Here is a 20,870-nt window from a genome sequence, read left to right on the forward strand (position 1 = left end):
GGCTAACTCGGCCCGGATGAAAGGGGCAGCACGCCGTCGACTTTGGTACCCGTCTCCTCATGGGATTTGGATACGTGCTTGTTGCCCGCCCTCAGGACATGTTCCACCGCGACGCTGCTTTGGTCAGGTGCTGGTACGTCCCCGGAACCTTGGAGTCGCCGGGCGTCGTCCTTGCGCCGCTTCCGGGTACGCAGGAGTCCGTCCAGCAGAACGGAAATGACCAGGGTGAGTACCAGGCCGCCGGCGGCTGCCACCAGGACCAACTGGGTGCGGGCCTTGACTTCCGGTGCGGCCTGGCGGTCCACCAACAGGTTCATGGTGGTGATCCTGGCGGGGACGGCGACGTTGAGTGCTTCCTGCATTTCGTTGAGGGAACGTGGAGTTTCGTCCATGACGGCCTTGAGCAGCGCCATGGTCTGTTCCGGCGAGGAAGCGTTGGCCGTAATGACCAGGATCGCGCCGTTGGTGCCACGATCCGGTTCGGCCGTGTATGTCGCTGATCCGAAGTTTGCCAGGACCCGTTCCTTCACAGGCTGGGACGTCAGCTTGCGGATCAGGATGTCCAAGGCCTCGCTCATGCCGCCGAGGTACAGGTAGGGGTTTCCCGCTGCTCCGATGCTTTGGCTCGAGGGCATGAGGACAAGGCTGGCCTGGGCTTTGAACTTGTCCGGGGCGTTCATCTGGATGGCGACACACAGGAGCCCTGTGACCAGGAGGCCGGCTACCACTGCGTACCACCGGCGGGCAATGCTCGCCATTACCGTACGGATTTGCATCAATTGCTCCCAACTGGACGGGGAGCTCGCGTCTGGCCAGGCTCCGTGGTTTGCTGTCCGCCCAGCAGGGCGAGCAGGTGTTCTGCGCGTACTTCCCACGTATGGGCATGTGATGTGGCTTGAATGTCGAGTCGCCGGGCGTGGGTTGGTGCGTTGCGGAGTGCCGCTTTCGTCAGAGCCACGTACTCCCCTGCGTTGCCGGCCACGTCGACGTAGGGGTTGTCCAACCAGCGGGTCGCCGGCAGGTCGGTGGCCACCACCGGCAGCCCCGCGGCGAGATATTCGAGGGTCTTCAGGGGGAAACTTGCCGTGTTGAATTCCGACGCGGCGTAAGGCGTCAGCCCTGCTGCCGCACCGGCGAGGACCCGGGCAACCTCGGACGGAGCCACGTGACCGAGCCAGCGGACGTTCGGCAGGGCCAGGAAGCGGTCCAAGGTTTGGGACATGCCGGGTTCCCTTTCGGTCCGTGGTCCCATGACAACAACGGGCAGGCCGCAGCGGCCGAGTTCTTTGAGGATTTCCGGGTCCAGGCGTTCATTGAGTTGCCCGGCGAGCACAGCGTAGGGGGCAACTGCGGGTCCGGGTACCAGGGTCAGCGGCGCACGGCACCCGTTGGGCAGGACATCCACCGTCCTTCCCGATATTGCAGCGAGCTTGCTGGCCAGGGTCGGGGTGACCGCGCTGACGTGGTCTGCCATGCGGAGGTTAGACGTCAGGAGCCGTGCCACGTGCCCTCGCTTCAGGCCCAAGAGTGCGGAGGCCGAAAGCCAGTCGTCCGTGACGTGAAGCAACCTGGGAACGGGGATGCGGGCGGGAAATTCGACCAACGGGGAAGCGTTGACCACCCCGGTGATTCCGCCAAGCTCACTGGCTGCTGCATGCATGGTCCATTGGGCCAGTGCCTCGGTGGTCCGGCGGATAACGGCCCGGCTGAAACCAGGAAGCGCCGGCAGCCGGAGCCGGAAAATGTTCCCCTGGGCTGCCTCGGTGCGTCCCAGGAGGCTCGTTGCTGAATGCCGCAGGACGTCGCGGTGCCTCATGATCGAGGCAGGCTGGTCCACCCACAGAACTTTGACCTTGGCGGCCAAGGCTTCGACGAGGAGCCGGTCCGTGCCCGGGATACCGTCCCAGCGGCCCCCGGAGATGTACATGATGGTGCCGTTCACGGCTTGGCCCCTTCCGGTACGGGGTTCACGGACGCTGCCGAGGCAACCGGGCGGGAATTGAAGTCCTCTGCAGCGGCATGGCCATGCAGGCGTTGCCAGCGCCGAGCTGCAACGTAGGCGGCGTAACGCGCCAAGGCAGCCGCCTCGGCGCCCAACATGCCCGTTGGCGCCCCACCGGCAAGGGCCTCGCCGTAGAACCTTAATTGGTCACGCGCCGCGGCGGTCAGGGAGAACCTTTCCTCCACCAGCGCACGTCCCAGATCCCCGAGGTGCTGCCGGAGCGCCCCGTCATCCAGCAGGCGGGCCAGCAAGCTTGCCAGGGCGCCGCTCCCCTGTCCCGCGGTTCCGGGACCCGATCCATACCAGCCCTGCCACAAGAACCGCGGCAACGAATCCTCGGTCAGCAGCTCCCAGAAGCCCGACTCACCCTGGACAACCAAGGGCTTGGCGAAGGACATTCCCCGCAGCGCCGATCCCCCCATCCCCAACACCACATCCGCCACGGCGTAAGCTGGCCGGGGATCCGCCAGTTCACCGGTCAGGACCACCGTCGAGCGTCCGGTGGCCCGATTGACCGAGGCCGCGCGGGTCCGCACCACAACTTCGGCAGGTCCTGATCCGACGATCAACAAACGGATCGGCCACTCCCTGGCCAGCACCTCCACGGCATCCATGGCCGCCAGGAGCCCTTCCAGCTTCAGCTCGTGGGCCAGCCGGGAGACACAAACCACATTCAACATGCCCTCCCCCGGCGCCCAGCGGCTCCGGAACCCCGCGACGTCGACGTCCGCCGTCGGGCTGTTGGCGGCAACATCAACCGGCGGCTCCATCAGCTTCACGCGTGACCGGCCGCCCATGGCCTCCACCGCCCGGATCTGTTCGGTGCCTACCATCAGCGGCATGGACTTGGGAATGAAGGGCGCTACAGCCATCGACATGACAGTGGCCACTGCCGTGGCGCCACGCACCAGTTTGGCTGCGGCCAGGCACTCTAGGGCGGGCGGCCACTCGTAACCGTGCAACACATCGATGCCGCGCTCGCGGACCGTGGTGGCCAGGGCGCGAACGACCCGGGGTGAAGGCCGCTTCCCCGGCTCGGGAGCCTGGACGTACTCCAGGCCAAGCCCGGCCGCTTTGCGGGTCAGCGGACCCGGTTGTCCAAACAGCAGGACCTCGTGGCCCAGCTCCATGACGGCGGCGGCGATTTCAATCGCATTGAGCTGGCTGCCACCCAGGCCCAGGTGGTGGGGATAAACGAGGATCTTCATGCCGTTGCCTCCTCCTGGCCACGACCCCAACGCCGTATGGCGGCCACATCGGCACGCCGGAGTACCAGGGTGGCTGCCATGGCAAGCAAACCGACGCCCGTGGAGGCCAGGACGGCGCCAAGGGCCGAATGCAGCGCTTGTGTCACCATCCAGGACGCAAAACCGGTAACGACGGCGGCTACCACCGGAAGTGCGAGGCGCGCCGCCACCTCGCCCAAGGGAACCCCGGCCTTGCGCAGCGTGGCCAGGTACATCGGGGTTGTCACCAGCAATGCCACCGCAAACGGAGCCACTGCCAGTCCAGGCATCCCGCCAAGGGCCGCACCCGCGATAAGGCAGGGCACCAAAGCCAAAAGGGCCACCAGTTGGACGCTGAAGATGGAGACGGAAAACCCGAGGACCACCAGGAAGTCGTAGATCAATTCATGGAGGATGCGCAAAGCGGTCAGCGGGCCAAGCCACACCAGCGCAAGTCCGGCCGGAGCCCAGGCATCGCCATAAACAAGGGTGACAAGTGCCACGGCGCAGCCAACCATCACAGCACAGACCGGGAGCAGAACGGCGGCGAGGGTCCCCACCAGGGACAGCATCGCATGCCGCATGTCTTGGGGACGGTCCTGCAACCTCGCGAACATCGCCGGGGCGACGCTGCGCAACGGCTGCGACAACAGACTGGCAGGCCACCCCGCCATGTTCACAGCCATCACGTACAGGCCAAGGGCGACCGAACCCAGCATCTTTCCCGCCACCAGTTGGTCCACGTAGCCAACGCCGAACACCACGAGGCTGGCGCCGGCAAGGGGCAAGCCGAAGGCAAGCAGTTCCCGCGCCGAGGCGAGGGAGAAACCAAACCGGTAAGGCAAAGGCGAGAAGACGATGAAAAGCACAGCAGAAACCAAGCTGGCCGCTACACGTCCAATCGCCAGGCTCATCGCTCCGAAACCGGCCATGACCAGGAGCAGCGAAACACCGGCGCCCAACCACACGTTCACTTGGTCGATGGCCATCCGCTGGCCCTGCCGGAAATTCCGTTGGAGCAATGCGGCCGGGGTGGCGACCAATCCGTTGAAAACAATGCAGCTTGCCAGCAGGCGCACAACGTCGGTGGCACCTTGGTTCCCCATGGCCGCAGCGAACAAGGGCGCCGCGAACCAGGAACCCGCAAACAGCAGGACACTGCAGGCCGTCGAAATGGTGGTGACCGTGGCCGCGATGTTCTTCGGATCGCCCGGCCACCGCACAATGGCCAGGCTCACTCCAAGTTCGTTGAAGCTCAGCACGGCTATCAGGGCCACGAACGCCACCGCGTACGTACCAAACTGTTCCGGCCCCAAGAGCCGGGCCAAGGCAATCCCGATGCCAATGGTTCCCAGGCGCGTCACAAAGGCATTGACGACGCTCAACACAAACGCCTTCGACGGCGTAGGCCTTCGCCCGGGTGCCACTTGCTTCTGGAGGGTCACAGGATGCCCTCCAACGCCGGGAAGTTTCCACGGCGTATGACCTTCGCCGGGACACCGGCCCAGGTTTCATCATCGGGTACGTCGCTGAGAACGGCAGCTCCCATGCCGATCGTGGCACCGGCCCCGACTGTGCGGCGCTCGCGGACACTGGCGTTCATCCCAAGGTACGCACCCCTGCCGATGTGTACGTTGCCGCCCAAGGAGACCCCGGCGGCAAAGGTTGCGAAGTCGCTGACCACATCATCGTGGGTGAACGTCACTCCGGGCATGGCCACCACATGGCTGCCAAGGGTGACGGACGCGGTCATGGTGACGTGCGCGAGGATGATGCTTCCGTGGCCGATGCGGCAGCCTTCCGGGACGTGGACGGAGGGGTCGATGGCCGTGGCATACCGGTCTTCCGAAAGCCCCAGGGCACGCAGCCGCATCACCACGCTGTCGCGGCCCGTCCCCGAACCGATGCACACCAGGAGCATCGCGTGCGGAAACTTCAGCGCGTCACGTATGGGTCCCAGCACGTGGGCACCGTCCACGACGCGCCCCAGCTTGTCTTCGTCGTCGTCGAGAATCCCGATGACGTCGAAGGGACCACTGCTGCGGACCATGGCCAGCACTTCCCTGGCCAGGCCACTGGCTGCGATCAGCAGGAGCTCGCTCATCGTCCCCGTCCTGCCGCGCGAAGTACGGAGTCGATGACGCGGACCTGGTCGCCCAGGGCCAATTGATGGAAGAGGGGAAGGATGAGGGTGTGGTCCGTCAGCCATTCAGTCGCGGGCAAAGGGGCTCCGTCGCTTTCGCGGCCCGCGTAGGCCGGTTGCCGGTGTGCAGCCATGATGCCGCGCCGCGCGGAGATGCCGTCGTGGGCGAGGTGGACCATGAGCTGGTCCCGGTCGGTCGGGAACGGCGGCCCGACCTCCAGCCAGCAGGATTGGAAGTTGCCGGTCCCGTACGGTGGATCGTCCACCAGCCTCAGGCCGGGAACATCGGCGAAGGCACCGGCATAGTTGGCGGCAAGCTCCCGCCGCCGCCGCACGGCCTGCCCGAGGCGGCCGAGTTGAACGAGTCCGACGGCGGCCTGAAGGTCGGTCATGCGGTAGTTGAAACCGACCTCGAGGTACTCCTCCGCGGGGGCCAGGATGCTCGCGTGCCGGTCGGCGGCGGAGACGCTCATGGCATGTTCGCGCAGGCGGCGGGCCCGATCCGCGAAGTCTTTTCGGGGCGTGGTCAGCATCCCGCCTTCGCCCGTGGTGAGGATCTTGCGCGGATGGAAGGACCACGCTGCCAGTTCGGCACCCGCCCCGGCGGGCCGGCCCCTGTAGCGGGAGCCGATGGCGCACGCTGCGTCTTCCACCACCATGATGCCCAAGGGATCGCACAAGGCCCGGATCGGGTCCAGGTCCACGGGAACGCCCCCCTGGTCCACGGCGATGACGGCCTTGGTGCCCGGCGTTAGTGCTGCCTCCACGGTGCCTGCCGTGATGCAACCCGTAAGCGGATCGACGTCGGCGAACACCGGCCGTGCGCCTACGTAGCTTGGTGCGTTGGCTGTGGCAATGAACGAAAACGACGGCACCACCACATCGTCACCGGGACCAATTCCGGCCACGGCGAGCGCCAGGTGCAACGCTGACGTGCAGCTGGAGACGGCGACCGCGTGGGGAGTTTGCTGCTCCAGTGCGAAGGCTTCTTCGAATTGCCGGACCTTGGGGCCCTGCGCCACCCAGCCGGATGCGATGACTTCGGCTACGGCTTGCGCTTCCTCCTCGCCCAGCCAGGGCTTCATCACGTCGATCCGGGTCAACGGCACTGCGGCCTCGGAGGTTGTCATCGCGCACCCACCGCCGGTGCTCCGGATCCGGACCCCGCCCTTGAAGCAGCGATTTCCCGGCGCAGCGGACGCCACCAGTCCACGAGGGACCGCAAACCGTCTTCAAGCCCGACGGCGGCTTCGAAGCCAAGGTCGCGGCGGGCGCTGCCTGTGTCGGCGAGCCGCCGCACAACGCCGTTGACGGCTCGTTCGGGCCCGTGTTCCAGGTGCAGTGGCGACTCCATGACCTGCAGGAGCGTCCGCGCCAGTTCGGCCAAACTGGTTTCTATCCCGCTCGCTACGTTGTAGACGCCTTCGTTGACGTCACTTGCAGCTGCGAGCACATTGGCCCTGGCCACATCCGCGGTGTGGACGAAGTCCATGGTCTGTGTTCCGCTTCCGAAGATCAGCGGCGGAAGCCCGTCGACAATCCGTTCCATCCAACGGACAAGCACTTCGGTGTACAGTCCGTGGACGTCCATGCGGGGCCCGTAGACGTTGAAGTACCGGAGCAGGACATAGTCCAGGCCGGACATGGCCCGGAAGCTCCTGGCCATCCCTTCGTTGAAGGATTTGGCTGCCCCGTAGAACGTGTCGTTGTTGTGGTGGTGGTGCCTCTCAGGAGTGGGGAACTCTTCAGCCATTCCGTAGACGGAGGCGCTGGAGGCGGCGATGACCTTGCCCACCCGGTGCTGCACGGCCGCTTCAAACACGTTGAAGGTTCCGTCCACCAGGACTTCCAAGGCAAGGCGTGGCTCTTCGGCGCACTGGGTGATGCGGATGGCGGCCTGGTGGAAGACGAGGTCCTTGCCCTTGGTGAGGTCGTGCACCAGATCGCGGTCGCGCAAGTCGCCTTCAACGAGTTGGACCCGTCCTGTGGCCAGGGCATCATCGAGGTTCGCGCGGCGCCCGCGGACCAGGTTGTCCAGGACGTCCACGTGGGAGACACCGGCGTCGAGCAGTTGGTCAACCAAGGTGGAGCCGATGGTACCGGCTCCTCCCGTGACCAGCGCCGTGGCGCCGAGGAGGGCGTTCACGGTGCAACCTGGAGTGAAACTTCGTTTCCCGCGACCAAGGCGGACTGCCCGTCGGTGCCGAGGCTGGCAGTGACGGCTTCCAGGACGGACAGGACGCGGAGGCCGGATTCGCCGCTGGTCCTGGGATTCGTGTGGTTGCGGATGGACGCGGCCAGCTCGGCCACCACCTGGGTCAGGGGTTCGCGTTCCTGCAAGGCTGGAGACCACGTATCGCCAAGGCGGTAGGAAATCGCTGAGGCTTTCTTGTCCGCGGCGGAGCGGGGCTGGTGCTCCAGGCTCACTCCGCGGTCGTAGACGCTCAGCCGTTGCTGGGGGTTCAAATCGTCCCACACCAGAGTCCGTTTGGAGCCGCCGATGATCATCTGCCGGATCTTGGTGGGACTGAGCCAGTTCACGTGGATGTGTACCATGGCATCGTTCGGAAGGCCGAAGGTCAGGTGTCCCACGCAGTCCCTGCCCGTGCCCAAGGGGTCTGCCCCGTGCGCTGAGATTTCGGTGGGATGCAGGCCACCGGGAAGGATGAAGTCGAGGATCGAAAGGTCGTGCGGGGCAAGGTCCCAAAAGACGTTCACATCGGGCTGGACGAGGCCAAGGTTGATCCTGACGGAGTCCACGTAAAGGATGTCGCCGAGGGCGCCGCTTGAGACGAGCTCCTGAATTTTCAACACGGCCGGCGTGAAGCAATACGTGTGGTCCGCCATGAGCACCAGGCCGCGGGCTTTGGCCTCTTCGACCATTTCAAGCCCCTTCGCCCGGCTGTCGGCCAGGGGCTTTTCCACCAGGACGTGTTTGCCGGCGCGCAGGGCTGTCATCACCACTCCGTGATGGGTATGCGCCGGAGTGGCCACTGCGACCGCATGCAGGTTGTAGGTGTCCAACAGTTCGTCGAGGGACTCCACCACGGCTACCCCGCCTACCGTCTCGGCCAGGCGAAGGCCGCGTTCCACGTCGAGGTCGCATATGGCCACGAGGTCCCAGTCGGGGCTGGCTTTGAGGTTCCGGGCAAGGTTGGGTCCCCAGTATCCTGCTCCGACTACTGCTATCCGCAGCTTGGGCCGCAGCCCGTGGCCGTTGAGTTGGCCTGATGGAATGGTTCCAATGCTCATTTTCCACTCGGATTCTGTGAAGGTGACTGAGTTGTTGGTGGGTGGATCAGTAGGCGCCGGCCGGTCTGGTCATGGCGCGGAAGGTCCGCCACATGATCATGAGGTCCCCGGCGATGGACCAGTTTTCGACGTAGTAGAGGTCCAGCCGAACGGCCTCCTCCCACGGCAGGTCCGAGCGTCCGTTGATTTGCCAAAGCCCCGTGATGCCCGGCTTGATCAGCAGCCGGCGGCGGGTGTGCTGTTCGTATCCGTTGACTTCGCGCAGCAGGGGTGGCCGCGGTCCCACCAGGCTCATGGAACCTGTCAGGACGTTCCAGAATTGCGGCAGCTCATCGAGGGAGTACTTGCGCATCCATCGGCCGCATTTGGTGATGCGGGGGTCGCCGCGGATCTTGAACAGCACCCCGGCGCCTTCGTCCTGGGTGCTCAACTGTTCAAGGCGTGCCTCGGCATCAACCACCATGGAACGGAATTTCAACATCTTGAACGTCGTTCCCCGCTTCCCGATGCGTTCCTGCCGGAAGAGCACGGGACCGGGACTGTCTGCCCTGACGATCAACGCGAGGACCAGCAGCAGCGGAGCGAGCAGGAGCAAGGCCGTTGCCGCCACGGTGACGTCCATCAGACGTTTCAGCGTGTGCTTGCCGCCGGAGTAATGCGGGATGTCCACATGCATCAGCGGCAGCCCTTCAACAGGACGCCAGTGGATGCGAGGTCCGGCAACATTGGTGAGGGTCGCGGCGAGAACGAGTTCAGCGGAGTCTTCCTCGAGTCGCCACCCCAGTTCGCGGATGAACTGGTTTCCGCCGGGCACGGGGCCGGCCACGATCACAGCGTTGGCTCCGGTCATTCGGACGGTGTGGGCCACGCCGTAAATGGACGCCAGTACCGGTACGCGCCGCTGGTCCACAATGAGTGAGGCCCCACGCCTGGCCCCGGGCAGGCAAGCGCCCACGATGTCATACGGTGCTCCGGATCGGCGGTTCACCTGCTTGATGACGTAGCGGACATCCTCCGGTTCGCCCACTACGATGGCGCGGGAAAGGCAGAGTCCCCGGACCTTTTGCCGGCCGAGCCAACGGCGGAATCCCCATCGGTTGAGGGCAAGGGCCGTAACGCCCAGTGGCAGCGACACCAGAACGAACGTGCTGACCGACTCGATCCTGAAGACTACTGCTGCAACACCGAGGAACCCGAAGACACGCAGGCTTGCCGACATCACGCGCTTGTACTCTTCCGGGCCGACTCCCAGAACCTTCGCGTCGCGGGTGCGGTAGATCTCCAGTGCGCCTATCCAGGCGATTCCGATCAGGAGGCCCAGGACGGATTGCCGGGCGGGTCCCGACGCGTAGGGCTGGAAAGCCTGGCCAAGCGACCCGAATCCCTCGGTGTTGAGGACATAGCCCGCGAAGACGGCTGCCGCAACCAGCGTGCTGTCTGCAAGGCGCAGGGCATGCGTGAGCGTGCGGGTCCAGGAGGCGCGGGTTTTGCGCGGGGTTGCCCCCGGGGCGGCCCGGGTAACTGGCGGCACGAGGTCCAGGGTGACATCTGCACTCAGTGCCGCCAGTCCCGCCTTTTCAGTCCGCTGTGCAGCAACGGACTTGTCAATCCAGGGAGACGCCGGCGGATTGACGTGGGCATGGGACGCCTGCTCAGGGAAGGCTGCGGGGCGGGCGTGGTTGGCAGCCTTTGGTGCTGCCACCTTGCCGTACCGCAAGACTGGAACTTTTGCCATGTCAGCCTTCTTTTGCAGACCTGCCTATGCCTACAAACCAGTGAAGCTTCGGGCTTCAGGGGGCGCACCAGTAGTCGGTACTCAACTTTGCGCAGCTTTGCCCCGTAGGCCTACTCGCGGGTACCTAGGGGCCGTCCTCGGCACTACGTGTTTTCACTCGCGCAGTCCGGGCCGTTTTTCCCGTTTTTCCGGTCCGGCGGCAACACAAAGTCGCGTGAAAAGGGGCACAAAAAACCGGCCACCAAAGGTGGCCGGTGGTTGGGGCAATCAGTCCTCCAGGCTTTCGAGGTCCTCTTCCCGGACGTCGTCCTCGTCTTCGTCTTCGTCCTCGTCGAAGACCTGGAGCGGAGTAACCTCGGAATAGGCCTCATAGAGCGCGTCTTCGTACACCTCGAACGCGTCTGCGACGGCGAAGAACGCCGCTTCGACGGTGGGGTCACCCTCCCCGCGACGGGCGGAAGCGGCAGCCAGGTGCTCTTCGAGGGAAGCAGTCAACGATTGAAGCGCGACACGCGGATCGATGCTCATGACTTCACGTTAGCCCGAAAAGGACCAAAATGGAGAGGGATGAAGGAACAATTTCAAGGCGGCTCCGTTGAGCGCCAACGAGACTACGCCCGTCAGTACGAATACCTCGTATTGACGGTTGGACCTGAGGATTCGCTGCCCGAGGCACGCCGCCGGCTCGCTGAACATTCCGAGTACGGGAAGTGGGAACTCGAGCGCAGCAGGCTGTACGTGGGCGGTGGCAGGCGGTTCTGGTTGCGCCGCAAGGTGTACTCCGTCCAGCGCACAGTCTGACCTCGCCTGCGACCCCTCAGTTCTCCAACGGCCCCAGCCAGGCGCTGGCAACTGTGTTGTGCGCAGACTCGTCATTGGAGGGATGGAACATCCCGGCAAGCACATCGCGGTAGAGCCGCTCCAGCTCAGAACCGCGGAAGTAGCTCGAGCCTCCCGAGACCCGGATAGCCAGATCCACCACGTACCGTGCATTCTCGGTGGCACGGGACTTCAAGCCCACCAGCTGGGGAAACCACTGGGATCCGTGATCCACCAGGTTGTCCACGTCGCGCGCCAACCCGGCGAGCTGGGGACGGATCCCGTCCAGGGCCATGGCCGCGTCGGCGATCTTCCATCGGATATCGGGATCCTGGGCAAAACTGCGTCCGCCGTACTTGGCTGAAATCCTGCGCTGGACGGACTCCACGCCCAGGGCGAAGGCCCGTTCCGCCAAACCTGTATAGACGGCGGCCAGGAGGGTTTCAAAACAGGCAAAGATCGCGAAGATCAGCAGGTCCCTGTTTGGCCCTACAGGAAGTTTCCGGAAAATGCGTTCGGCAGGGACCACGGCTCCGTGAAGCAACGTGGTGTTCGAAGCGCTGGCACGCATGCCGAGCGTGTTCCAGTCGTCGAGGGTCTCATGCCCGGGATCGTCCCTGTGCACCCAACCGAAGACGAGTTCACCTTCACCATCCCTGGCCGAAGCGTCCTTGCCGAAAGTCCCCAGCCGGGTCCATCCGCGCGACAGGCTCGTGAAGATCTTGCGGCCGGTGAAGCTGTATCCGCCGTCGCCCAACGGCTGCGCAACGGTGCCGGAATCGAAGAGCATCGAATCGTTGCCGGGTTCTGATATCCCGAAAGCAAAGATCTCGCCCTGTCCCGCCTCCTTCAGGACTGTGGCCAGGGAGTCGTCGCCGCGGGCGGCAAGGACACGTGCGACGCCGGTCCACACCAGGTGCATGTTGACCGCCAGGGCTGTGGCCGGGGCCGCTGTGGCGAGCCGGCGCTGCAGCGCCGCTACCGCTTCGAGGCCAAGTCCGGATCCGCCGTCGTTCTCCGGGACGAAGACCTTGAGGTAACCGGCTGCTGCAAGCTCCTCGAGGTCTTCGTGGAAGAACTGGTTCTCCTGGTCGTAGCGGGCCGCGCGGCCACGGAGCCGCTCCAGCAGTTCGTCCGGAAGGATGCGCTCGGCGTCCATGGAGATCCTCTTCCTCCGGGCAGTCTCAGTAGTTGGTGAGCAGGCGGTTCAGGACGCGGGCGCCGAACTTCAGCGATTCCGCGGGGACGCGCTCGTCCACTCCGTGGAACATGCCCGTAAAGTCCAACTCGTCCGGCAGCATGAGCGGCGCGAAGCCGTAGCCGGTGATGCCGATCTTGCTCAGGGACTTGTTGTCCGTACCGCCTGAGAGCGTGTACGGCAGTACCTTGGCGCCCGGATCTTCCGAATGCAGGGCATCAATCATGGAGTCCACGAGGTTACCCGCGAAAGGCACCTCAAGTGACACATCCTTGTTCACATAGCTGATATCGATGCCCTCGCCGGCGAGTTCCTTGATGGTTTCGAACACCAGTTCCTGCTGGCCGGGCAGGGTACGGCAGTCAACGAACGCCTCAGCCGATTCGGGGATGACGTTGTGCTTGTAGCCCGAACGCAGCAGGGTGGGATTGGAGGTGTTCTGCAGGGTTGCGCCGACAAACCGGGCCACCGTTCCGAGCTCCTTGAGCAGGATGTCCGGGTTGTCGGCATCGAATTCGACGCCGGTCAGCTCGGTGACACCGTCCAGGAACTGCCGCGTGGTGGGGGTCAGTTCGATGGGCCACTTGTATTCGCCTATGCGCGTCACGGCGGCGGCGAGCCGGGTCACGGCGTTGTCGGTGTTGATTTGCGAGCCGTGGCCGGCGCGGCCGTGCGCCACGAGACGGAGCCACGAAATTCCCTTTTCCGCCGTCTGGAGCAAGTAGGTCCGTTGTCCCCCGATGGTCGCGGAGAAACCGCCCACCTCGGAGATCGCCTCCGTTGCGCCCTCGAAGAGTTCACGACGGTGCTCCACTGCGTAGCGCGCGCCGTAGGTGCCGCCTGCTTCCTCGTCGGCGAAGAAAGCAAAGATGATGTCGCGCTTGGGCTTCCTGCCCGTCCTGGCGAAATCACGGAGGACCGACAGGATCATGGCGTCCATGTCCTTCATATCCACGGCCCCGCGGCCCCAGATCAGGCCGTCCTTCAATTCGCCGCTGAACGGGTCCACTGACCACTGGTCCTTCAATGCCGGCACCACGTCCAGGTGGCCATGCACCACGAGGGCGTCCGCCGAGGGGTTTTCGCCCGCCATCCGGGTCACCACGCTGGCCCGGCCCGGTTCGGACTCGAAGATCTCCACGTCCAGGCCGACTTCGCTGATCAACCCGGCGGTGTACTCGGCGGCGGCCCGTTCCCCCGGTCCGCTGCCATCGCCGAAGTTGGAGGAATCGATGCGGATGAGCTCCTGGCAGATCCGGACAACTTCGTCCTCGGGACGGATGACAGACATTGATTCTCCTTGCGTCGCTGGGCTGCAGGTGCCGGTGACGTTCAGCGCGGATGCCGCAGCTGCACTGTCCCGTATTCCCTTCAGCCTACTCACAGCCACGCCCGGGAAGGGAGCAATCATGCCGCGGTGCCGTTCCTGGTTCAGCGGTCCGACACCCGCCGTCGTCCGATTTTTCCGCAGCTTGAAACCGTGTTAGAGTTTTTCTCGCTGCTTCGGAGGGAACTGAAGTGCGGTATAGCACCAAAATCCTCCGAAATACCACCTGCGCGGGTGGCGGAATGGCAGACGCGCTAGCTTGAGGTGCTAGTCCTCGAAAGGGGGTGGGGGTTCAAGTCCCCCTCCGCGCACCAATGCAAAGGCCTGGAATCATGATTCCAGGCCTTTGCTGTTTTGGCTGAAGCCTGCCAATGCGTAGTGCGAGCTTTCTCACACTTATTCCGTAACAGTTCATGCCGCGACACGTGCGGGCCTGAAACTGACGACGGCGGCGGTCTCCACGCGTGGAAACTGCCGCCGTCGTCGTCGGATACCCCTTTAGTCCAATGCCGCCACGCTGCCGGTGAAGTGCCGCCGCCCTCCGCGGGGATTCCAAGCGACGTACTCTGAGCGCTCCCAGGCCCCTGAATCGGCCTGCACGTTGGAGATATCCAGTGCCACCCTCGCCGGCAGGAACACGGGCGCCTCGAAAACGACGTCCCAAGTGAACGCGTCGGCCTTGACGGCCCCGACGTCGGCCAGCGCACGGGATGCAAGGTACATGCCGTGCGCAATGGATCCCCGCAAGCCGAGGGCCTTGGCCGAGAGGGCGCTTAGATGGATCGGGTTGAAGTCGCCGGAAACAGCCGCGTAGGTCCGGCCGGTGTCCACGCCGAGTTGCCAAAGTGCAGTGGGAAACGGCGGGGAGAAATCGGCGCCGGTTGTTCCGTTGGGGCTTCCCGGCTTATCGATTCCGGGCAGGAACACCCCCTTGGCCAGGTAGCTGGAGACTCCACGCCACAACAGCGCACCTGTATTGCCCGAGCGGGCCTCGGCGACCAAATCCACCTGCGTGCCCGCGCGGTGCCCGGAGAGGTTCTCCGCCCACGACCGGATATCCAGAACTTCCTGGAAGTGGATGGGTGCGTACTGTTCCACATGGTTGCGCAGGTGGATCATTCCGAGCAGCGGCAAGGGGAAATCGTCGCGGTTCATGACGCTCATTGCCACGGGAAAGGCCAGTGCGTGCACAAACCCGGCGGGCAGGACATCGCTTGCGGACTCGCCGATCAGGTGCTGGTAGGCAGTCAGGTTTTCGACGTCGGCAGTGATGCCCCGTACTTCGTGGCTGGCCTTCGGCAACTTCGAGCCGCCGGGACCGCTGCCAAGGACCCGGCGCCTGGCAGCGTTGGCGGCCGCATTGACGTACAGCTTGGACAGCGAGGGCAGTTCCCCGAGGACCACCGGCTGGGTGCTGATCATGCGCCCACCAGTTGCTGTCCGCAGACGCGCAATACTTCACCCGAGATCCCGCCGGCGGCATCGCTGGCCAGGAACGCTATTGCTTCGGCCACGTCACCGGGCTGGCCGCCCTGCTTGAGGGAGTTCAAGCGGCGGGCCGTTTCCCGGATGGCCAGGGGCATCCTTGCCGTCATTTCCGTCTCGATGAATCCGGGGGCAACAGCATTGATTGTGCCGCCGAAAGACTCCATGAGGGGCGCAGTGGAGCGGACCATGCCGATCACGCCGCCCTTGGAAGCTCCGTAGTTGGTCTGGCCCCTGTTTCCCGCGATCCCGCTGGTGGAAGCAACGGAAACGATCCGGGGTGAATCCTTGAAGTGCGGCGAGCCCAACAGTGCCTCATTGATCCGCAGTTGCGCCGCAATGTTGACGGCGATTACGGACTGCCAGCGGCCCGGGTCCATGTTGGCCAGAAGGCGGTCGCGGGTGATGCCCGCGTTGTGGACCACGATATCCAGCCTTCCGTGGCGCTCCACGGCGTGGTCGATGATCCGCTGGCCGGCGTCACCGTGGCTGATGTCCAGTTGCAAGGCGGTGCCATGGATCTCGTTGGCCACAGCCGCCAGGTGGTCTCCCGCTGCGGGTATGTCCACGAGCACCACCTTGGCACCGTCGCGATGAAGGGTGCGGGCGATTGCTGCTCCAATCCCCCGCGCAGCTCCGGTCACCACTGCCACCTTGCCCTCGAGCGGCTTTTCCACGTCGGCGGGCAGTGCCCCGGCCTCCGTGCCGACCGTGAGGAATTGGCCATCGACGTACGCGGAACGGCCTGAGAGGAAGAAGCGCAGGGCGCCCAGGGCCGAAGGGCTGGTGGTGGCAAGGTCCTCTGCGAGCAGGATGCCGTTTGCTGTGGCACCGGAGCGGAGTTCCTTGGCCAGCGAACGCAACAGCCCGTCAATTCCCTGACGGACAGCCGCAACGGCCGGAGACGGGGCTGAACGCGGGGCGCGGGAGACGGTGATGACGCGGCCGTTAGGTGCCAGGTCGCGCAGTGAGGCGCTGATGGTCAGGACCGGCTTGCTGAGGTCTTCGGGGTGCTGGACGGCATCGAGGACAAGGATGATCGCACCCAGCTTTTCCTTGGGGAGCGCATTACGGCGTACGTCCAGGCCCCAGCCCAGGAGCGTGGTGGCGAGGTCGTCCGCTCCTACGCTGTCGCCGTTGACCAAGACAGGCCCGGTGATGAGCGGATCGCCGGGCTGGTAGCGGCGGAGGATCACAGGCTGCGGCAAGCCGAGCCTCTTGGCCACATCCTTGCCCAGCCCGCGGCTGACGAGTTGTGTGTACTTGTCTGTCATCGGTCCTCCTATGCTCCTTCCAGGATGGCCACAACGCCCTGGCCGCCGGCCGCGCACACCGAGATCAAGCCCCGCGCGGGACGGCCGTCGACGCTTCCCTTTTCATGAAGCATCTTGGCCAGTGACGCCACGATCCTGCCACCTGTGGCGGCGAAGGGATGACCTGCGGCGAGCGAGGACCCGTTGACGTTGAGCTTGGCGCGGTCCACCTTGCCAAGTGCACCGTCGAGGCCCAGTCGCGTACGTCCGAACTCCTCGTCCTCCCAGGCAGCCAGGGTGCTCAGTACGGTGCCGGCGAATGCTTCGTGGATTTCGAAGAAGTCAATGTCCTCGAAGGTGAGGCCGTGGCGTGCCAGGAGCCGCGGTACCGCAAAGACGGGCGCCATGAGCAGTCCGTCCTTGCCGTGGACAAAGTCGACGGCGGCAGCCTCACCATCCAGGACGGTGGCAAGCTTGGGAAGGGCATGGGCATCTGCCCACTCGCTGCTGGCGAGCAGCACCGTGGACGCGCCATCGGTCAGCGGCGTCGAATTGCCTGCGGTCATGGTCGCCTCGGAGCCCAGGTTCTTGCCGAAGACCGGCTTGAGGGTGGCCAACTTCTCAAGGCTGGTATCCGGACGCAGGTTGGAATCACGGTTGAGGCCCCGGTACGGCGTGAGGAGGTCATCGAAGAAGCCGCGTTCGTAGGCTGCCGCCAGGTTTCGATGGCTATTGAACGCGAGCTCGTCCTGGGCTTCCCGGCTGATGTTCCATTGGGCCGTGGTCAGTGCCTGGTGTTCACCCATGGAAAGCCCTGTCCGGGGCTCCCCCGTGTTCGGCGCATCCGGTGCCAGGTCCTTGGGCCGCAGCTTTCCGAGGACGCGAAGCTTCTGGACGGTTGACTTTGCCCGGTTCAGGTCCAGGAGGACTTCGCGCAGCCCTTCACTGACGGCGATGGGGGCGTCCGAGGCGGAGTCGACGCCGCCGGCGATGGCCGAATCGATCTGACCCAGTTTGATCTTGTTGGCCAGCCCCAGGACTGTTTCCAGTCCGGTGGCGCAGGCCTGCTGGAGATCGTAGGCGGGGGTCTCCGGCGAGAGCGCCGATCCAAGGACAGCCTCGCGGGTGAGGTTGAAGTCGCGCGAGTGCTTCAGGACCGCTCCCGCAGCAACTTCCCCGATCCGTTCGTCCTGCAGTCCGAAGCGCGCAATCAATCCGTCCAGGGCGGCAGTAAGCATGTCTTGGTTGGAGGACTTGACGTAGGCGCCGCCGGTACGGGCGAACGGGATCCGGTTCCCGCCGACAATCACTGCCGGACGTACCTGCTGGGAATTCCGGCGTGCGTCCGGGGTTGCGTCTGCTGCAGCCATGCTCGTCTCCTTTGAAAAGTGCCAGTTACTGATACCCAGCGTACCTGATACGCTGGGTATCGTGAATAACCGCCACGCAGATTTACCGCGCTCCGGCGCGGACCGGCGCCCCGCCCAGCCAACCGCCGTCGAAGGCTCCCCGTCCGCCGACGGGGAAGCTGCCGCCGACGCGGAAGCCGCCGTCGTCGATGGCAGGGCCGCACGCTGGCAGTCCCATCGGGAAGAGCGGCGCCGCGCACTGATCAAGACCGCGCGCAAGGCCGTGCACGCCCTTGGCAGCGAGGCGTCCATGGAGGACATCGCCGGCGCCGCCGGCACCTCGAAATCGGTGTATTACCGGTACTTCGGGGACAAGGCAGGCCTTCAGCAGGCCATGGGCGAAGTTGTCCTGAGCCAGATGCAGCGCCGGATGAAAGAAGCCGCCCAATCGGCCGGGACGCCACGGGAGGGTCTCTACGCCATGGTGTCCGCGTACCTCCAAATGGCGGAGTCCAGCCCCAACGTCTACGCCTTCGTCACACGGCTAACGCCCGGTGAAGCTTCGGCCCAGGACGCCATCGCAGCCTCCGGAGCCCTTGGCCACTTCTTTGAGCAGATCACCGGAATGATTGCCACTCCCATGCGCCAATATCTGGGCGGCGAGCAGGAAGCGGTGATCGACTACTGGCCCACGGCCGCGATCGGGCTGGTGCGGAACGCCGGCGAGATGTGGCTGGGTAGTCCCCCTGGGCCCGGCAAGCCTGACCAGGCCACCATGGCTGCCAACATCACGGACTGGCTCTGCCTGGGCATAGCTCCGCAACTAAAGACCATTACCTGACACCAGCAATGACGCACCAGTTGTCCGGAACCACAAGAAGGAAGAACATGACAGACGTAGTGGACCACGCAGGATCGGCCGCGGCATCACAGGGAGCACGGGTCGCCGGCAGTTTCGGAAACGCTCCCGAACCCGAAGTGAATGTAGAGGCCCTGGGCAGGCAACTTCTCGGGAAATGGTCCGCCGTGCGCCGCCAGGCCAGGGAGCTGGCCGGGCGTCCCGAAGTGCGGAAAATCGAGGGATTGACGCACACTGACCACCGCGAGCGGGTTTTCGACCAGCTGAAGTACCTGGTGGACAACAACGCCGTGCACCGCGCTTTTCCGGTCCGCCTGGGGGGATCGGATGACCACGGTGGAAACATCGCCGGCTTCGAGGAACTTGTGACGGCCGACCCTTCCCTCCAGATCAAGGCGGGCGTCCAGTGGGGGCTCTTCGGCTCGGCGGTGATGCACCTCGGCACCAAGGAACACCACGACCAGTGGCTGCCCGGGATCATGAGCCTGGACATTCCGGGTTGCTTCGCCATGACGGAAACCGGGCACGGGTCGGATGTGGCCAGCATCGCAACGACGGCCACCTATGACGAGGCGAGCCAGGAGTTCGTCATCAACACGCCTTTCCGGGCCGCCTGGAAGGACTACATCGGCAACGCGGCCAACGATGGCCTGGCCGCCGTGGTCTTCGCCCAACTCGTTACCCGCAAGGTCAACCACGGTGTGCATGCCTTCTACGTCGAACTCCGGGATCCGGACACCAAGCAGTTCCTGCCCGGTATCGGTGGCGAGGACGACGGGATCAAGGGTGGACTCAACGGCATCGACAACGGCCGGCTCCACTTCGACGGCGTCCGCATCCCCCGAACCAACCTCTTGAACCGTTACGGGGACGTCGCAGAGGACGGCACCTACTCCTCCCCCATCGAAAGCCCGGGACGCCGGTTCTTCACCATGCTCGGGACCTTGGTCCAAGGCAGGGTTTCGCTCGACGGCGCCGCCGTGGCAGCGAGCAAGGTGGCACTCCAGGCCGCCGTTCGGTACGCCACGGAACGGCGCCAGTTCAACGCCTCCTCGCCAACGGATGAAGAAGTTTTGCTGGACTACCAGCGCCACCAGCGGAGGCTCTTTACGCGCCTGGCCACAACTTACGCGGCTTCCTTCGCCCACGAGCAGCTGCTGCAGAAATTCGATGACGTCTTCTCCGGCGCCCACGATACCGACGCCGACCGGCAGGATCTGGAAACCCTTGCCGCTGCGTTGAAACCACTCAGCACATGGCACGCACTGGACACCCTCCAGGAGTGCCGTGAGGCTTGCGGCGGTGCCGGGTTCCTGATTGAAAACCGGTTCGCTTCCCTCCGGGCCGACCTGGACGTCTACGTTACTTTCGAGGGTGACAACACGGTTTTGCTCCAACTGGTAGCCAAAAGGCTGCTTGCCGACTACGCCAAGGAATTCCGCGGGGCCGACTTCGGCGTCCTGGCACGTTATGTGGTGGACCAGGCGACCGACGTGGCATTCCACAGGACAGGCCTGCGGCAGGTGGCCCAGTTCGTTGCGGACTCAGGATCGGTCCAGAAAGCCGCCCTTGCCTTGCGCGACGAGGCGGGCCAGCGCACCCTGCTCACGGACCGAGTGCAGTCCATGGTGGCCGAGGTGGGAGCTGCCCTCAAGGGAGCCAACAAACTTCCCCAGCACCAGGGAGCCGCGCTGTTCAACCAGCACCAGCATGAACTCATTGAAGCTGCCCAAGCCCATGCCGAACTCCTCCAGTGGGAAGCTTTCACGGAAGCCCTGGGCAGGGTGGACGATTCCGGCACCAAGCAAGTCCTGACGTGGCTGCGTGACCTGTTCGGGCTTTCCCTTATTGAAAAGCACCTTTCGTGGTACCTCATGAACGGCCGGCTTTCCATGCAGCGCGGGCGCACGGTGGGCACTTACATCAACCGGCTGCTCGTGAAAATCCGACCCCACGCGCTGGACCTCGTGGACGCGTTCGGATACGGTCCGGAGCATCTGCGTGCATCGATCGCCACCGGTGCCGAAGCAACGCGCCAGGACGAGGCCCGGACCTACTTCCGCCAGGAACGCGCCAGCGGCAGCGCTCCCGCTGACGAGAAGTCCCTGCCGGCGCTGAAAGCGTCCAAGGCGCGCTAAGCCTGCGGACGCACCTACCACGTGCTGTTGTCCGCGAGGTGAATACTTTCGGAAGCTTCACCAACGCACGACGGCGCCGTCCCC

At 64.8% G+C, this 20,870-nt stretch carries 18 protein-coding genes and 1 tRNA gene; 4 read left to right on the plus strand and 15 right to left on the minus strand.

The window, feature by feature from the left end; all coding sequences use genetic code 11:
- Positions 1-2 precede the first annotated feature (2 nt).
- The 10 genes from ACIPY2_RS04335 to ACIPY2_RS04380 form a co-directional block, all read right to left on the minus strand.
- On the minus strand, positions 3-776 hold the full coding sequence (locus ACIPY2_RS04335) for a hypothetical protein (RefSeq protein ID WP_400265151.1): 774 nt from the start codon (positions 774-776) through the stop codon (positions 3-5).
- Positions 776-1,942: a glycosyltransferase gene (locus tag ACIPY2_RS04340; RefSeq protein WP_400265152.1), complete on the minus strand. Its 1,167-nt coding sequence runs from the start codon at positions 1,940-1,942 to the stop codon at positions 776-778. The genes ACIPY2_RS04335 and ACIPY2_RS04340 overlap by 1 nt, the downstream gene beginning before the upstream one ends.
- The gene (locus tag ACIPY2_RS04345; protein WP_400265153.1) at positions 1,939-3,210 is read right to left on the minus strand and encodes a glycosyltransferase; all 1,272 of its coding nucleotides are present in this window, start codon (positions 3,208-3,210) and stop codon (positions 1,939-1,941) included. The genes ACIPY2_RS04340 and ACIPY2_RS04345 overlap by 4 nt, the downstream gene beginning before the upstream one ends.
- Positions 3,207-4,673, minus strand: coding sequence for an oligosaccharide flippase family protein (locus ACIPY2_RS04350; RefSeq protein WP_400265154.1), 1,467 nt, complete (start codon positions 4,671-4,673; stop codon positions 3,207-3,209). The genes ACIPY2_RS04345 and ACIPY2_RS04350 overlap by 4 nt, the downstream gene beginning before the upstream one ends.
- Positions 4,670-5,332, minus strand: a complete 663-nt coding sequence (locus tag ACIPY2_RS04355; protein WP_400265155.1) for an acetyltransferase — start codon at positions 5,330-5,332, stop codon at positions 4,670-4,672. The genes ACIPY2_RS04350 and ACIPY2_RS04355 overlap by 4 nt, the downstream gene beginning before the upstream one ends.
- A complete protein-coding gene (locus tag ACIPY2_RS04360) occupies positions 5,329-6,501 on the minus strand; it encodes a DegT/DnrJ/EryC1/StrS family aminotransferase (RefSeq protein ID WP_400265156.1) in 1,173 nt (390 codons plus the stop codon). The genes ACIPY2_RS04355 and ACIPY2_RS04360 overlap by 4 nt, the downstream gene beginning before the upstream one ends.
- The gene (locus ACIPY2_RS04365; protein WP_400265157.1) at positions 6,498-7,517 is read right to left on the minus strand and encodes an NAD-dependent epimerase/dehydratase family protein; all 1,020 of its coding nucleotides are present in this window, start codon (positions 7,515-7,517) and stop codon (positions 6,498-6,500) included. Before ACIPY2_RS04365 ends, ACIPY2_RS04360 begins: the two co-directional genes overlap by 4 nt.
- Positions 7,514-8,623 carry a Gfo/Idh/MocA family protein gene (locus ACIPY2_RS04370; protein WP_400265158.1) on the minus strand — a complete coding sequence of 370 codons (1,110 nt, stop codon included), beginning with the start codon at positions 8,621-8,623 and terminating at the stop codon, positions 7,514-7,516. The genes ACIPY2_RS04365 and ACIPY2_RS04370 overlap by 4 nt, the downstream gene beginning before the upstream one ends.
- Positions 8,624-8,669: 46 nt before the next feature.
- The gene (locus ACIPY2_RS04375; protein WP_400265159.1) at positions 8,670-10,358 is read right to left on the minus strand and encodes a sugar transferase; all 1,689 of its coding nucleotides are present in this window, start codon (positions 10,356-10,358) and stop codon (positions 8,670-8,672) included.
- A gap of 267 nt (positions 10,359-10,625) precedes the next feature.
- Positions 10,626-10,886 carry a hypothetical protein gene (locus tag ACIPY2_RS04380; protein ID WP_400265160.1) on the minus strand — a complete coding sequence of 87 codons (261 nt, stop codon included), beginning with the start codon at positions 10,884-10,886 and terminating at the stop codon, positions 10,626-10,628.
- Positions 10,887-10,925: 39 nt separating this feature from the next.
- Here ACIPY2_RS04380 and ACIPY2_RS04385 point away from each other — a divergent pair, with 39 nt between their 5' ends.
- Positions 10,926-11,159, plus strand: coding sequence for a DUF5703 family protein (locus tag ACIPY2_RS04385; RefSeq protein WP_400265161.1), 234 nt, complete (start codon positions 10,926-10,928; stop codon positions 11,157-11,159).
- Positions 11,160-11,175: 16 nt separating this feature from the next.
- On the opposite strand, the gene ACIPY2_RS04390 is transcribed toward ACIPY2_RS04385, so the two are convergent.
- Positions 11,176-12,336 (minus strand): acyl-CoA dehydrogenase family protein, encoded by a 1,161-nt coding sequence (locus ACIPY2_RS04390; RefSeq protein ID WP_400265162.1) that lies wholly within the window; start codon positions 12,334-12,336, stop codon positions 11,176-11,178.
- Between the two features lie 25 nt (positions 12,337-12,361).
- Positions 12,362-13,666: a M20/M25/M40 family metallo-hydrolase gene (locus ACIPY2_RS04395; RefSeq protein ID WP_400265163.1), complete on the minus strand. Its 1,305-nt coding sequence runs from the start codon at positions 13,664-13,666 to the stop codon at positions 12,362-12,364.
- A 264-nt stretch (positions 13,667-13,930) separates the two neighbouring features.
- Between ACIPY2_RS04395 and ACIPY2_RS04400 the strand changes: the two genes are divergently transcribed.
- A tRNA-Leu gene (locus tag ACIPY2_RS04400) sits at positions 13,931-14,016 on the plus strand.
- 184 nt (positions 14,017-14,200) lie between these two features.
- Here ACIPY2_RS04400 and ACIPY2_RS04405 read toward each other — a convergent pair.
- From ACIPY2_RS04405 to ACIPY2_RS04415, 3 genes are read right to left on the minus strand one after another with little or no spacing between them, the layout of a single operon-like run.
- Complete coding sequence (locus ACIPY2_RS04405; protein ID WP_400265164.1) at positions 14,201-15,124, minus strand: MaoC family dehydratase; 924 nt, start codon at positions 15,122-15,124, stop codon at positions 14,201-14,203.
- The gene (locus tag ACIPY2_RS04410) at positions 15,121-16,461 is read right to left on the minus strand and encodes a 3-oxoacyl-ACP reductase (RefSeq protein WP_400265165.1); all 1,341 of its coding nucleotides are present in this window, start codon (positions 16,459-16,461) and stop codon (positions 15,121-15,123) included. Before ACIPY2_RS04410 ends, ACIPY2_RS04405 begins: the two co-directional genes overlap by 4 nt.
- An 8-nt stretch (positions 16,462-16,469) precedes the next feature.
- Entirely contained in the window at positions 16,470-17,810 is a 1,341-nt protein-coding gene (locus ACIPY2_RS04415) for an acetyl-CoA C-acetyltransferase (protein ID WP_400265166.1), read from the minus strand.
- On the opposite strand from ACIPY2_RS04415, the gene ACIPY2_RS04420 reads away from it, so the two are divergent.
- Together ACIPY2_RS04420 and ACIPY2_RS04425 are read left to right on the plus strand one after the other, a co-directional pair.
- Complete coding sequence (locus ACIPY2_RS04420) at positions 17,809-18,630, plus strand: TetR family transcriptional regulator (protein WP_400265167.1); 822 nt, start codon at positions 17,809-17,811, stop codon at positions 18,628-18,630. The genes ACIPY2_RS04415 and ACIPY2_RS04420 overlap by 2 nt on opposite strands.
- 47 nt (positions 18,631-18,677) lie before the next feature.
- Positions 18,678-20,786 (plus strand): acyl-CoA dehydrogenase, encoded by a 2,109-nt coding sequence (locus ACIPY2_RS04425; protein WP_400265168.1) that lies wholly within the window; start codon positions 18,678-18,680, stop codon positions 20,784-20,786.
- Positions 20,787-20,870 lie beyond the last annotated feature (84 nt).

Source organism: Paenarthrobacter sp. NPDC089675 (assembly GCF_044749185.1).
GTDB lineage: Bacteria > Actinomycetota > Actinomycetes > Actinomycetales > Micrococcaceae > Arthrobacter.